The following is a 13908-nucleotide window of genomic DNA, read 5'->3' on the forward strand; positions in this document are numbered from 1 at the left end:
CTCCCGTCAGGCGATGCGACCGGTGACCGGCGGCAGATCCTTGAGCGTCACGATGCCCGGCGGCGCGGCGACCACGGCGGGCACCGCGTTGGTCACCGGCATCGCGGTGTAGATCATCCCGAGGCCCATGAAGCCGGGTTCGGTCCAGTCGCGCGGCGGCAGGCAGTGCAGCACCGTGCGCATGTTGGGCAACCCGAACACCTGGATGACATGACCGTGCTCGAGCGGTTTGGGCGGCGTGACGTGATCGCCCATGATCCAGTTGAACCCGACGCTGACCACGTTGCGGGCACCCACCCAGGCGCGGTGGTAGCCGTACACCCCGGCGACGGTGCCGGCCGGGATCTGCATGAACCCGAGGTCGGTGTCGCCTGTCGCGATGCTGAACTCGACGTCGAAGGTGATGCGGTCGAGGGTGGCGCCGATCGCGTCGGCCATCATCGCCGCCGACTCGGCGAAGACCTCACTCTCCCGGCGGACGCTCTCGGCCAATCCCGGCGTGCCGGGGTCCTGGGAGAATCCCATCGCCGTCTGGGTGCCCGCCGACTCGTAGGTCGAGCAGTCCACCGATTCGGTGATCCGGATCTCGTCGACGCGTTCGCAGGCGCCGGACAGCACCATGCCGACCATGTTCGTCATCCCGGGGTGGGCGCCGCTGCCGAAGATGGTCGAACCGCCTGCCGCACAGGCCTTCCGGATACGGTCGAGATCCTCCGGTGACTGCTTGCCCCCGGTGATCCAGGCGGCGCTCGAACACACGTTGATCCCGGCCTCGAGCAGCCGGATCAGCTCGTCGACGTCCGGCCAGAGCGGGTTGTAACAGCAGGCGTCCGGGCGCAGTGCGATCAACGCGTCGATGTCGTTGGTGGCGGTGACGCCGGTCGGGTCGGGCCGGCCCGCGAGTTCGGCGGCGTCCACCCCGACCTTGTCGGCGCCGTGGGCGTAGACCCCGACCAGTTCCATGTCGTCCCTGCCGATGATGGCGTGCAGCGACCGCCTGCCGATGTTTCCGGTGGTCCACTGGATCACGCGCAGGGGACGTCCGGTGGTCGGTCGGGTCATCTCGGGCGCCTCCTCGTCGAGCCTGCATTCGCCACCTCGACCCTAGGGGCTGGACGTCATCCACAGCGCCGTGTTCATCCACAGTGGTGCCGTCTCGAGCGCCGTGCGCGGCCACTCCGACGGACGGCGTCCCTACCGTCGGGCGCATGCGGACCGAAGAGCCGGCCGAGCGGCTGCACCGCCGACTCGGCGCCGAAGAGGAGCCCGACCACGACGAGGCGCGGCCCGACACCGCCCTGTCCCGGTGGCTGCCCGACGCGGCCCCGTCGACGGGGCCGGGCTGGCTGGCGGCGGTGCGCGCGGACCCCGGCCGCGCCGGTGTGGCCGGGCTCGCCGTCGTGGGCGTCATCGCCGTGCTGGTCACGATGTTCACCCTGTGGCGCGACGATCCGCCGCCGGTGGTCGCGGCGAAACTGCCCGACGTCGAGATGGTGTCGTCGGCCTCGCCGACACCCGCCCCGGACCAGCCGGTGATCGTCAGCGTCGTCGGGCTGGTGCGCCGGCCGGGGCTGGTGACGCTCGCGCCGGGCGCCCGGATCGCCGACGCGCTGGAGGCCGCCGGGGGAGCGGTCGACGGCGCCGACCTGATCGGGCTGAACATGGCACGCCGGCTCGCCGACGGCGAACAGATCATCGTCGGGATCGCCCCCGCCCCGGGACAGCCGGCCATCATGGGCAGTTCCACGAGCGGATCGGGTGACCCGGCGGCGCCGCCGGGCGCCGCGCCCGCCGAACCGGCCAAGGCTGCCGGTGAGCCGGTCAACCTCAACACCGCGACCGTCGAACAACTCGACACGCTGCCGGGCGTCGGGCCCGTCACCGCCGCGGCGATCGTCGCCTGGCGCGATGCGAACGGCGCCTTCCGCAGCGTCGACCAACTCGGCGAGGTGGACGGCATCGGCCCGGCGCGGCTGGCCAAACTGCGTGACCTGGTCCATGTGTGAGCGACGAGGCGCCGCTCGACCTGCGCCTGGTGCCGGCGGCGGTGACCGGCTGGGCGGTGACCGCGGCCGGGATCCAGTGGGGCGCCGCCGCCGCGGTGCTCGTGCTGTTCGGCGGGATCGCCGTGACGGCCGCGGCGGCAGTGTGGGGCAGTGGCGAGTCGCGGCCCACCGCGGCGGTGCGGTCGGCGGCCGCCGCCCTCACGGCCGTCGCGGTCGTGGGTGGTGCGTTCACCGTCGCCGTGGCCGCACGGACCGACCAGGTGCGCCACCACCCGATCGTGGCCCTCTACGGGTCGACGGTGTCGGTGACGCTCACCCCCGCCGACAGCCCGCGACCACTCGGCGGCGGGCGCCTGCTGTTTCGGGCAGTCCTGCACGAAGTGAACGGCCGACCCACCTCGGGCCGGGTGGTGGTCTTCGCGCCGGCCCGAGGTTTCGCCGCGGTGAGCGCGGGCCGCCCGGCGGCCTTCCGCGCGCGCATCGGCAGGCCGACCCGGCGTGACCTCACCGTGGCGGTGCTGTCGGCGACGGGTGAGGCGACCGTGGGTGGGGCGGCCCCGGTGCACCGGATGGCGCACCACGTCCGCACCGAATTCGCCGACGCCGCGCGGGGTGCACTTCCGGTCGAGCAGGCGGCGATGCTGCCGGCGCTGGTGCTCGGGGACACCGCGGCGGTACCGCCGGACACCACCGCGGATTTCCGCGCCGCCGGGCTGACCCATCTGACCGCGGTCTCGGGCGCGAACGTGACGATCGTCTGTGGCGCGGTGCTGCTCAGCGCGGCGGTCGTCGGCCCGCGCGCGGCCGTCGCGCTGGCCGGGGTGGCGCTGATCGCGTTCGTCGTGGTCGTGCAGCCGTCGGCGAGCGTGTTGCGCGCCGCGGTGATGGGGGCGATCACGCTGCTCGCCATGGTCACGCACCGCCGCAGGCAGGCGATCCCCGCGCTGGCGGCGAGCGTGCTGCTCCTCCTCATCGCCGCGCCGGAACTGGCCGTGGACGCGGGTTTCGCGCTCTCGGTGGCGGCGACCGCCGGCCTGGTGGTGCTCGCGCCGGTGTGGTCGCGGCGACTGACCGGGCGGGGGTGGCCCAAACCGCTCGCCGACGCCGTCGGGGTCGCGATGGCCGCACAGCTTGTCACCGCGCCGCTGGTGGCAGGCATCTCCGGCCGCGTCAGCCTGGTGTCGGTGCTTGCGAATGTGGCTGTGGCGCCGGTTATTCCACCCATCACGGTGATCGGCACCGCCGCGGCGGGGCTGTGTGGGCTGTGGCCCGCGGGCGCCGGGCTGCTGATCCGGTTCACCGGACCGCAACTGTGGTGGCTGCTGCGGGTGGCCGGATGGGCGGCCGCGGTGCCCGGCGCGTCGGTGTCGGTGCCGTCCGGCTGGGCCGGCGTCGGGCTGGTCGCGGTGGGCGGGATCGCGCTCGTCGTGCTGTGGCGGTGGCGGTGGGCGCGACGGGCCGCCGCGGCGGCGGCACTGTGTCTGGTTGCGTGGTCGTTGTCCGGCCACGCCGGGCTCGGCGGTGTCGGCGGCGCGTGAAACGATCACCGGGTGAGCCCACAGGTCGCAGCCCTCCATCTGGTGCTGGGGGACGAGGAACTGCTCGTCGAGCGCGCGGTGGCGGCCGTGCTGAAGAACGCGCGCAAGATCGCCGGCACCGACGACGTCCCGGTCGACCGGCTCCGTGCCGGGGAGGTGAGCACCAGCGAACTCGCCGAGCTGCTCAGCCCGTCACTGTTCTCCGACGAGCGGGTGGTGGTGCTCGAATCGGCCGCCGAGGCCGGTAAGGACGCGGTCGCGCTGATCGCCACCGCGGCGGCCGATCTGCCGCCGGGCACGATGCTCGTCGTCGTGCACTCGGGCGGGGGCCGCGCCAAAGCGCTGGCCGATCAGCTCAAGAAGCTCGGAGCCGAGGTGCATCCGTGCGCCAAGATCGTCAAGGCCGCCGAACGCGCGGATTTCGTGCGCAAGGAGTTCCGCAGCCACAAGGTCAAGGTCACCGACGACACCGTCACCGCGGTACTCGACGCGGTCGGTTCCGACATCCGCGAACTCGCGGCCGCCTGCTCGCAACTGGTGGCCGACACCGCCGGTGAGGTCAGCGCGGCCGCGGTGCGCCGGTACCACTCCGGCAAGGCGGAGGTGAAGGGGTTCGACATCGCCGACAAGGCCGTCACCGGCGACGTCGCGGGGGCCGCCGAGGCGCTGCGGTGGGCGATGCTCAGCGGCGAGCCGCAGGTGGTGTTGGCCGATGCGCTGGCCGAGGCGGTGCACACCATCGCCCGGGTCGCGCCCCTGTCGGGTGATCCCTACCGGCTGGCCGGTGAACTGGGGATGCCGCCGTGGCGGGTGCAGAAGGCGCAGAAGCAGGCACGACGCTGGTCGCGGGCGTCCGTGGCCGAGGCCATGCGGCTGGTCGCGGCACTCAACGCCGACGTCAAGGGCGCAGCGGCCGATGCCGACTACGCGCTGGAGTCAGCGGTGCGCAGAGTCGCCGAACTGGTGGCCGACTAGAAGCGCGGACCAGCTCAGAGCTTGTTGAGCGCGACCGCGAGCGCCGACTTCTTGTTGGCGGCCTGGTTCTTGTGGATGACGCCCTTGCTGGCGGCCTTGTCCAGCTTGCGGCTGGTGACCACGAGCAGCTCGGCGGCCTTGTCCTTGTCGCCGGCGTCGAGGGCCTCGCGGAAGCCGCGCACCGCCGTGCGCAGCGAGGACTTCACCGACTGGTTGCGCAGACGCCGACGCTCGTTGGTGCGGATGCGCTTTTCCTGCGACTTGATGTTGGCCACGTAGAGCAGTCCTTCTGAAGATCGGGTGGATGATGCAAAGTCTCCGGCCGCGCCGACACGGCGGGCAGCGGTTGTCCAGGCTACCAGCGAGGCCCCGATTCGACCAAAGTGAGCCCCGCTAACCTGCTTGAACGCCCGGCGTGGGGCAAAGTGTCACACGTGAGCCTGCGCACCCTGCCGACCGAGTCCAGCCGATCCTCCCGCACGAACGGAGCGCGCACCAAACGGCACGACGGGATCTTCGCCGGCTACAACAGCGTCGGCGGCTACGGCCGGGCCTTCGACGAGATGTTCGACGCCCAGGGCAACGTGCGTGGCCCCTACAAGGGGATCTTCGCCGAACTCGCCCCCGCCGACGCCTCCGATCTGCAGGCCCGCGCGGACGCGCTCGACCGGGCCTTCATCAATCAGGGCATCACCTTCTCGCTGTCCGGTCAGGAGCGGCCGCTGCCGCTGGACCTGGTGCCGCGGGTGATCTCCGCCGGCGAGTGGACCCGGCTGGAACGTGGCATCACCCAGCGCGTGCGGGCGCTCGAGGCCTATCTCGACGACATCTACGGCGAGCAGCACATCCTGCGCGACGGCGTCATCCCGCGCCGGCTCGTCACGTCCTGTGAGCACTTCCACCGCGAGGCCGCAGGGATCAACCCGCCCAACGGGGTGCGCATCCATGTCGCGGGTATCGACCTGATCCGCGACGACCAGGGCAACTTCCGCGTGCTCGAGGACAACCTCCGGTCGCCGTCCGGGGTGTCGTATGTGATGGAGAACCGCCGCACCATGGCACGGGTGTTCCCCAACCTGTTCGCCACCCACCGGGTGCGCGCCGTCGGCGACTACGCCTCGCACCTGCTGCGGGCGCTGCGCAACGCGGCCGCCTCCAACGAGGCCGACCCGACCGTCGTCGTGCTGACACCGGGGGTCTACAACTCGGCGTACTTCGAGCACTCGCTGCTCGCCCGGCAGATGGGCGTGGAACTCGTCGAGGGCCGCGACCTGTTCTGCCGCGACAACACCGTCTACATGCGCACCACCGCGGGTGAGCGCCAGGTCGACGTCATCTACCGGCGCATCGACGACGCGTTCCTCGACCCGATGCAGTTCCGTCCCGACTCGGTCCTCGGCGTGGCCGGGCTGCTGAACGCCGCGCGGGCCGGCAACGTCGTCATCTCCAGCGCGGTGGGCAACGGGGTCGGCGACGACAAGCTCGTTTACACCTACGTGCCGACGATCATCGAGTACTACCTCGGCGAGAAGCCGCTGCTGGCCAACGTCGACACCTACCGCTGCTGGCTCGACGAGGAGCGCGAGGAGGTGCTCGACCGGGTCACCGAACTGGTGATCAAACCCGTCGAGGGCTCCGGCGGGTACGGCATCGTGTTCGGCCCGGACGCCTCGGAGAAGGAGCTCAACACCATCTGCAAGAAGATCCGCAACGATCCCCGCGGGTGGATCGCCCAGCCGGTGGTGCAGCTGTCCACAGTGCCGACCCAGATCGGCGGCAAGCTGGCGCCCCGCCACGTCGACCTGCGACCGTTCGCGGTCAACGACGGCAACGACGTGTGGGTGCTGCCCGGCGGGCTCACCCGCGTCGCGCTGCCCGAGGGTTCCCTGGTGGTCAACTCCAGTCAGGGCGGCGGGTCGAAGGACACGTGGGTGCTGGCGTCGCGCACCTCGGCCGCCGACCGGGAACTGGCCGCCGCGGAGGTGGTGCGCGAGCTGCCGAAGGCGGCCAAGGCCACCAAGGTGGACAAGAGCGCGGACGCACAGTCGGCAGAACAGCTGCAGCAGCAGCAGCAGCAGTAGGGGGTTGTCGGAACATGCTGGCACGCAACGCCGAATCGCTGTACTGGATCGGACGCTACGTCGAGCGCGCGGACGACACCGCCCGCATCCTCGACGTCACCGTCCACCAGCTCCTCGAGGACTCCAGCGTCGACCCCGACCGGGTGGCGCGCACGCTGCTGCGGGTGCTCGGCATGGAGGCGCCCGACCACCCCCTCGACGTGTGGTCGCTGACCGACCTCGTCGCGTTCAACCGGGACACCGCGGACGGTACGTCGATCGTCGACGCCATCTCCGCGGCCCGCGAAAACGCTCGCGGCGCACGCGAAGTCACCTCGACCGAGATCTGGGAGTGCCTCAACACCACCTACAACGCCCTGGCCGAACGTGAACGGGCCGCCAAACGCCTGGGCCCGCACGAGTTCCTGTCCTACGTGGAGGGCCGCGCGGCGATGTTCGCCGGCCTGGCCGACTCCACGCTCAGCCGCGACGACGGTTACCGCTTCATGGTGCTCGGCCGCGCGATCGAACGGGTCGACATGATGGTGCGGTTGCTGCTCTCCCGCGTCGGCGACAGCGGATCGTCACCCGCGTGGGTCACGCTGCTGCGGTCGGCCGGCGCGCACGACACCTACCTGCGCACCTACCGGGGTGTCCTCGACGCCGGCCGCGTCGTGGAGTTCATGATGCTCGACCGCCTGTTCCCGCGGTCGATCTTCTACTCGCTGCGCCTCGCCGAGCACAACCTCGACGAGCTGCTCAACAGGCCGCACAACCGGTTGGGCGCCACCGCCGAGGCGCAACGGCTGCTGGGACGCGCGCGCAGCGAACTGGAGTTCATGCATCCCGGCGTGCTGCTCGAATCGCTCGAGCAACGGCTGGCCGGGTTGCAGAAGACGTGCAGCGAGGTCGGAGACGCATTGGCACTGCAGTATTTTCACGTCGCGCCGTGGGTCGCTTGGACCGATGCCGGCCGCAACACGCTGGTCATCGAAGAAGGGGAGGTCTAGGTCATGTGGCGGATGCGGGTGGTGCACGCGACGGGCTACGCGTACAAGTCGCCGGTGACCGCGTCGTTCAACGAGGCCCGATTGACGCCGCGTTCGGACACCCGGCAGAACGTCATCCTCAACCGGATCGAGACGGCGCCGGCCACCCGCCAGTACCGCTATGTCGACTACTGGGGCACCGCGGTGACCGCGTTCGACCTGCACGCGCCCCACACCGAACTCGAGGTGACGGCCTCGTCGGTCGTCGAAACCGATGTCGGCGACCACCCCGCGGAAACGGTGACGTGGGACGATCTGAGGTCCGAGGCCGTCATCGACCGGTTCGACGAGGTGCTCTCCGCATCGCACTACACCCCGGACAGCAAGCGCATCGCCCGCGTCGGCCAGCGCATCGCGAAGTATCACGACCCGTACGAGGCGGTCACCGCCGCCGCGAACTGGGTGCACACCGAACTCGACTACGTCCCGGGGACCACCGGGGTGCACTCGTCGGGCCTCGACGCGCTGCGCGAGGGCAAGGGAGTGTGCCAGGACTTCGCGCACCTGTCACTGATCCTGTTGCGCAGCATGGGCATACCCGCGCGCTACGTATCCGGTTACCTGCATCCGAAGAAGGACGCCGGCGTCGGTGACACCGTCGACGGCCAGAGCCATGCGTGGGTGCAGGCGTGGACCGGCGGGTGGTGGCACTACGACCCCACCAACGACACCGACATCAACGAGCAGTACATCAGCGTGGGCGTCGGACGTGACTACGCCGACGTCTCACCGCTCAAGGGCATCTACTCCGGGGAGGGGTCCACCGACCTCGACGTGGTCGTGGAGATCACCCGCCTGGCTTGACGCACACCCCCGGGTGCACCTCGACGCGGTGCAGGTCGTCGCCGAGTTCGATCTGGCGGGGGAACACCGTGGCCGCCCGCGCCCGCCAGTCGTCCTCCTGTCCGGGGGCGATGGGAGGCAGGTAGTGGGTGAGCACCAGGATCCCGACGCCGGTACGCTGCGCGGTCGCCGCGGCCTCTTCGACCGAGGAGTGGTACTCGCAGACCTCGCGCACCCGTTGCTGGGGCGCCAGTTCGACCAGATCCTTGCGAATCGCGGTGTGCACCAGCGCTCCTGCGCCCGCTGCCAGCTCGTCGAGTGTCGCGCACGGCACGGTGTCGCCGGCCAGCACCACCGAGGCGTCGGCGTGTTCGATGCGGAAGCCGATCGTGGGGGCGACGGGGCGGTGATCGGTGGGCGCCACGCGGATCGTGACGCCGTCGTGGTCCACCACCACGCCCTCGGTGATCTCGCGCACCTCGACCGCCGGAGGCGCGGTCAGGTCGGGGTGGTGGGCGATGCGGTAGCCGATGTCGTGGCCGAACGCCTCGAGCATCGCCGTCACGGTCCGTGCCGTGCCGGGCGGGCCGATGATCTGCAGCGGCACCTGCTCGGTGAACGTGGTCACCCACCGGGTGATCAGCAGGTCGCCGAGATCGGCGATGTGGTCACTGTGGAGGTGGGTCAGCAGCAGCGCGGACAATTCGTTGGCGGCGGTGCCCGCGGCGGCCATCCGGAGTTGGACGCCGCGACCGCAGTCGACCAGGAAGGTGTGGCCGCCCGCGCGCACGAGTGTCGACGGGCCGGCCCGTCGCGCGTCGGGGACGGGACTTCCGGTTCCGAGCAGAGTGACCTCGATCATGGCCTCATGGGTACTCCGCCCCGCGGTGGGCGTCAGGCGATTGGCTATTCCGATCGCGGCGAATCCGGCCTAACCTGATGTGAGCCGTATCACACGAGGCGGAGGCGGCGATGCGAATAGCGGATGTGCTGCGCAGCAAGGGCTCGGCGGTGGCGACCATCACCGAGACCACCACGGTGACCGGGCTTCTGGCCGAACTCGCCACCCACAACATCGGCGCGATGGTCGTGGTCGGGCCGGACGGCGTCCTCGGGATGGTCTCCGAACGCGACGTGGTGCGCCGGCTGCACGAACGCGGTGCGGACCTGCTACGCCGACCGGTCTCGGAGATCATGACGAACGTCGTGGTGACGTGTACGCCCGACGACGCCGTCGACGACCTGTCGGCGCTGATGACCAACAACCGGGTCCGTCACGTGCCGGTGCTCGACCACGGCAGGCTGGCCGGGATCGTGAGCATCGGCGACGTGGTCAAGACGCGGATGGAGCAGCTGCAGACCGAACAGGAGCAGTTGCACGCCTACATCACCGGCGGGTGAGTCACCGCCCCACGGCGACCGGTTCGTCGACCGGGTCGAGCAGGGTGTTGTCGCCGAAGGCCCCGCGGTAGGCCGCGGCGGGGTGGTTGCCGGGCAGCCGGTCGCCGCGCCCCAACAGCTTGTGGCGCAGGGTTCCCGACTTGTCGGTGGCGATCAGCCCCCGCTCCCGCAGCGTCGGGAAGAGCCGGTCGGCGACGTCGGTGAACGTGCCGGGCACCGTGGCGTGGTAGACGTTGATGCCGTCGACGCCGGCCTCGCGCCATTCCTCGAGCTGGTCCGCAATTTCTTCGGCGGTGCCGACGACGCGGTTCGCGCCCTCCAGGACCCAGGCCAGATCGCGGATCGTCGGCTCGGTGTGCCCGGACGCCTCGGCCGCCCACCGGGCGAAGCCCTGGACGCCGGTGAACTCGCCGAGCTCGCTCAGCGGCGTGTCCAGCGGGAACCGGCCGGCGTCCACCCCGGCGTCGCCGAGCGCGTGCAGGGCGACGCCTTCGACGTCGAGGTACCGTTTGATCTCGTCGCTGCGGCGGACCGCCTCGCGGTGGGTGTCCCCGATGACGAGAGACAGGCCCTGTGCGAACGTGATGTCACCGGGATCGCGGCCGTTCTCGGCGGCCAGCGCCCTGGTCTCGGAGGTCAACGCGTGTGCCGCAGCGGGATCCGGGCTGCTGATGTAGACGCCTTCGGCGTTGCGGGCCGAGAACAGCTGCCCGGCCGGGGAGGCGCCGGCCTGGAACAGCACCGGCGTGCGCTGCGGTGACGGCGACGTGAAGTGCGGTCCCTCGACCCGGTAGCGCGGGCCGACGTGGTTGATGCGGTGGATCTTCGCGGGGTCGGAATGCACGCCGCGGACCTTGTCCTGGACCAGCGCGTCCTCGTCCCAGGACCCCTCCCACAGCTTGTAGACGACGTCGAGGTACTCATAGCCCCACTCGTAGCGTTCGTCGTGGGCCGGCGTGCCGTCGTGGCCGAAGCTGCGGAACATGTTCGCGTTGAAGCTCGTCACGATGTTCCACCCGAGGCGGCCCTCGGTGTAGTGGTCCAGCGACGACATCCGCCGCGCGAAGTTGAACGGATGGTCCTGCACGATCGAACTGGTGAACACGATGCCCAGCGTGTCGGTCACCGTGGCCAGCGCCGAGGCCAGCACCGACGGATCGTTGACCGGAACCTGGATGCCGCCCTCGACGGCTTTGCGCCAGTTGCCGTTCCACGGCGCCCGCAGGCCGAACACGTCGGCGAAGAACAGCAGGTCGTAACCGGCCTTCTCCACGGTGGCCGCCAGTGAGGTCCAGTGCCGCAGCGAGTTGAACCGGTGATTGTGCGCGTCCGGCGCCCGCCACAACCCGTGCAGCACATGGGATGGCGTGTTCATCACGAACGCCGAGAAGTAGAGCGGCCGTTTCGTCATGAGATCGGGCCCAACGTGTCGCGGATCAGCTTGTTGTCGGTGGTCTCCAGGAACTCGGCGATCCGAGGGTCCTGGAACGTGGCGATCAGCTTCTGCACGTTCGGGTCGTCGAGGTGCTTGTCGCTCACCACCAGACCGCCTTCGCTGCCCTTCGGCGCGGGGTGGCGGGCCAGGATCTGGTCCTCGGTCAGGCCGGCCGCGTACACGTCGGAGATGTGCACGACGACGGCGTCGACGTCGGCGAGGCTGCGCGCCAGCTGGCCGATCGGCACCTGGACGAACCGGTAGTTCTTGGGGTTCGACGCGATGTCACCGAGCTGCGGCAGCCCGGCGACGGTGTCCTTGCCCGGCTCCAGCGTGATCTGCCCCGCCTCGGCCAGGTCGAGCAGCGCGATGGCCTGGCCTGCCTGATCGTCACGCAGCGCGATCCTCGCCCCGTCCGGCAGGTCGGTCCAGCTCCGGTACTTGTCGGAGTAGGTTGCCTGGTCCCACGTGAACGTCGGTGCGGCGAGGGTGAGTTCGAATCCGTTGGCGGCGATCGCGTCGTTGAGGAACGGCTGATGTTCGAAGAAGTTGCCGGCGACGTTGCCTGCGTCGACGGCCCGGTTGATCTCGATGAGGTTGTCGATCTGCACCGGTTCGATCGTGATGCCGTGGGACGGCGCGATGTTCTCGGCGATGTAGCCCAGGAGGTTCTCGGCGGCGATGTCGGTGCTCCACGTCGCGACCTTGAGGTCGGGTCCGAACGGCTTGTCCTGATTGGACACGTTGGCGTAGACGACGCCGCCGGTGACGGCGAGCACCGCGACGACGGCGCCGGCGATCCACGGCCACCGTCGGCGTTTCTTGAACTCGAGGTCGACGCCCGGTCCGGTCGGCGAACTGGTCTGACTGGTCATGGGTGTTCCTTTCAGCGGGTGAGGGCTTTGACGACGCGGTCGCCGGTGAACTGCACGATCTGGACCGTGATGATCAGCGAGACGGCGGTGGCGATCATGATGTTGTCGTCGAATCGGTTGTATCCGTATGTGATTGCGAGGTTCCCCACGCCGCCCGCCCCGATCGACCCGGCGATCGCGGAGTACTCGATCATCGCGATCGTGTTGACGGTCAGCGCGCCGGCGAGCCCGGGCAAGGCCTCCGAGAGCTGCACCGTCCTGATGACCTGCAGCGTCGATCCGCCGGAGACCAGACCCATGTCGGCGACGTCGGAGCGGACCTCGCGCAGCGCGTTCTGCACGAGGCGGGCGAAGAACGGCACGCCGGCCACGGTCATCGGCACGATCGCCGCCTGGATGCCGATGGTGGTGCCGACGATGAACCGGGTGACGGGGATGATCGCGGCCATGAGGATGAGGAACGGTAGCGACCGTCCGATGTTGACGACGGTGTTGAGCACGGCGAACACCCGCGGGTTCGGGTAGAGACCGAGTTCGGAGGTGTTGTGCAGGGTGATGCCGACGGGGATGCCGATCGTCACCACGAGCGCCATGGTGATGCCGACCATGAGCCACGTCTCGCCGTAGGCGGGCAGCAGCAGGTCGGGCACGTTCAACCAGGGGGTGTTGAAGTCCTCGGCCGCAAGGTAGGTCATGCGGCCGTCTTCCGTGCGGCGGCCGTCGGGGCGTCCGCGTGCAGACCGCGTTCCCTGAGGTAGTCGGCGAATCCGGGTGGCGCGGCGGGGGAGATGGCCAGGACCGCGCGGCCCACCGCGACACCGCGGATCGCCTCGACGCTGGCGCTGAGCACGCTGACCTGGGTGTCCGCGATGCCGGGCACGGACTGGATCGAGGTCAGCCAGTCCAACGGCACGTCGCGGGAGGCGTAGGACACCTCCCACACCTCACCGTCACCGCGCGGCGGCACGCTGGGCCGTTCGGGCAGGAGTTCCCGCGCCAGCGCCGAACCGGGGTCGAGGATCACGTCGGTGACCGAACCGCTCTCGACGATGCGGCCGTTGTCGATGCGCGCGACCGAGTCGGCGATCTCGCGGACGACCTCCATCTCGTGGGTGATGAGGATGATCGAGAGCCCGAAATCCTCGCGGAGATGGCTGAGCAGCGCCAGGATCGACTTGGTGGTGGCCGGGTCGAGCCCCGAGGTCGCCTCGTCGGAGAGCAGAACCGACGGCCCCAGGGCCAGCGCGCGAGCGATGCCGACCCGCTGCCGCTGACCGCCCGACAGGTGGGCGGGGTAGTAGCCGCTGCGGTCGCCGAGTCCGACGCGGTCGAGCAGTTCGGCGACCCGCCTGGCGACGGAATCGTCGGTGGCGTGCAGGTATTCGAGCGGCAACGCGATGTTCTGCGCGACCGTGCGCCGGCGCAGCAGCGGGGCGGTCTGGAAGATGACGCCGATGGTGCGCCGTGCGGCGATCAGCTCGTCGCCCTCGAGCCGGGTGAAGTCCTTACCGTCGACGCGGACGGCACCACTGGTCGGCCGCTCGAGGAAGCTCACGCACCGGGACAGCGTGCTCTTGCCCGCCCCGCTGGGGCCGACGACGGCGAGGATCTCGCCCGCGGCGACGGACAACGAGATGTCGTCGAGCACGGTGCGGTCGCCGAATCGTTTGGTCAGGTTCTCGATCTCGATCATGTGGGCTCGCTGGAGTGGTGAGGGCAGTCCGGTCCTGCGGAACTGCTTGGGCAACAGCAGCGAAACGTACACACGGCGGCAGGCCCCGTACAC

The 13908-nt window shown here is 70.2% G+C and carries 14 protein-coding genes; 7 read left to right on the plus strand and 7 right to left on the minus strand.

Annotated elements, in window-relative coordinates; all coding sequences use genetic code 11:
• Positions 1-6: 6 nt before the first annotated feature.
• On the minus strand, positions 7-1062 hold the full coding sequence (locus AU196_RS16055; RefSeq protein WP_059096050.1) for an NAD(P)H-dependent amine dehydrogenase family protein: 1056 nt from the start codon (positions 1060-1062) through the stop codon (positions 7-9).
• Positions 1063-1208: 146 nt separating this feature from the next.
• Here AU196_RS16055 and AU196_RS16060 point away from each other — a divergent pair, with 146 nt between their 5' ends.
• Genes AU196_RS16060 through holA form a run of 3 tightly spaced genes read left to right on the plus strand, consistent with a single transcriptional unit; the run spans position 1209 to position 4519 of the window.
• Positions 1209-2006: a ComEA family DNA-binding protein gene (locus AU196_RS16060; protein ID WP_059096051.1), complete on the plus strand. Its 798-nt coding sequence runs from the start codon at positions 1209-1211 to the stop codon at positions 2004-2006.
• Complete coding sequence (locus tag AU196_RS16065) at positions 2003-3544, plus strand: ComEC/Rec2 family competence protein (RefSeq protein ID WP_059096052.1); 1542 nt, start codon at positions 2003-2005, stop codon at positions 3542-3544. The genes AU196_RS16060 and AU196_RS16065 overlap by 4 nt, the downstream gene beginning before the upstream one ends.
• A gap of 12 nt (positions 3545-3556) precedes the next feature.
• Complete coding sequence (gene holA / locus AU196_RS16070; RefSeq protein ID WP_059096053.1) at positions 3557-4519, plus strand: DNA polymerase III subunit delta; 963 nt, start codon at positions 3557-3559, stop codon at positions 4517-4519.
• A 14-nt stretch (positions 4520-4533) separates the two neighbouring features.
• Here the strand turns inward: holA and rpsT are convergent, their stop codons facing one another.
• The gene (rpsT, locus tag AU196_RS16075; protein ID WP_059096054.1) at positions 4534-4794 is read right to left on the minus strand and encodes a 30S ribosomal protein S20; all 261 of its coding nucleotides are present in this window, start codon (positions 4792-4794) and stop codon (positions 4534-4536) included.
• 150 nt (positions 4795-4944) lie between these two features.
• Between rpsT and AU196_RS16080 the strand changes: the two genes are divergently transcribed.
• From AU196_RS16080 to AU196_RS16090, 3 genes are read left to right on the plus strand one after another with little or no spacing between them, the layout of a single operon-like run.
• The gene (locus AU196_RS16080) at positions 4945-6600 is read left to right on the plus strand and encodes a circularly permuted type 2 ATP-grasp protein (protein ID WP_082695737.1); all 1656 of its coding nucleotides are present in this window, start codon (positions 4945-4947) and stop codon (positions 6598-6600) included.
• A gap of 14 nt (positions 6601-6614) precedes the next feature.
• Complete coding sequence (locus AU196_RS16085; RefSeq protein ID WP_059096055.1) at positions 6615-7589, plus strand: alpha-E domain-containing protein; 975 nt, start codon at positions 6615-6617, stop codon at positions 7587-7589.
• A gap of 3 nt (positions 7590-7592) precedes the next feature.
• Positions 7593-8432: a transglutaminase family protein gene (locus AU196_RS16090; protein ID WP_059096056.1), complete on the plus strand. Its 840-nt coding sequence runs from the start codon at positions 7593-7595 to the stop codon at positions 8430-8432.
• Here AU196_RS16090 and AU196_RS16095 read toward each other — a convergent pair.
• A complete protein-coding gene (locus AU196_RS16095; RefSeq protein ID WP_059096057.1) occupies positions 8416-9273 on the minus strand; it encodes a ribonuclease Z in 858 nt (285 codons plus the stop codon). The two genes, AU196_RS16090 and AU196_RS16095, sit on opposite strands and share 17 nt — an antisense overlap.
• 110 nt (positions 9274-9383) lie before the next feature.
• Between AU196_RS16095 and AU196_RS16100 the strand changes: the two genes are divergently transcribed.
• Positions 9384-9812 carry a CBS domain-containing protein gene (locus tag AU196_RS16100; protein ID WP_059096058.1) on the plus strand — a complete coding sequence of 143 codons (429 nt, stop codon included), beginning with the start codon at positions 9384-9386 and terminating at the stop codon, positions 9810-9812.
• 1 nt (position 9813) lies between these two features.
• Here AU196_RS16100 and AU196_RS16105 read toward each other — a convergent pair whose 3' ends face one another.
• The 4 genes from AU196_RS16105 to AU196_RS16120 are packed head-to-tail and all read right to left on the minus strand — an operon-like array spanning position 9814 to position 13815.
• Positions 9814-11223, minus strand: a complete 1410-nt coding sequence (locus AU196_RS16105; RefSeq protein ID WP_059096059.1) for an LLM class flavin-dependent oxidoreductase — start codon at positions 11221-11223, stop codon at positions 9814-9816.
• Positions 11220-12122, minus strand: coding sequence for a MetQ/NlpA family ABC transporter substrate-binding protein (locus tag AU196_RS16110; protein WP_059096060.1), 903 nt, complete (start codon positions 12120-12122; stop codon positions 11220-11222). The genes AU196_RS16105 and AU196_RS16110 overlap by 4 nt, the downstream gene beginning before the upstream one ends.
• An 11-nt stretch (positions 12123-12133) precedes the next feature.
• Entirely contained in the window at positions 12134-12817 is a 684-nt protein-coding gene (locus AU196_RS16115) for a methionine ABC transporter permease (RefSeq protein ID WP_059096061.1), read from the minus strand.
• Positions 12814-13815, minus strand: a complete 1002-nt coding sequence (locus AU196_RS16120; protein WP_059096110.1) for a methionine ABC transporter ATP-binding protein — start codon at positions 13813-13815, stop codon at positions 12814-12816. The genes AU196_RS16115 and AU196_RS16120 overlap by 4 nt, the downstream gene beginning before the upstream one ends.
• Positions 13816-13908: the final 93 nt, after the last annotated feature.

It is taken from the genome of Mycobacterium sp. IS-1742, assembly GCF_001500125.1.
In the GTDB taxonomy this organism is placed as follows: Bacteria; Actinomycetota; Actinomycetes; order Mycobacteriales; family Mycobacteriaceae; genus Mycobacterium.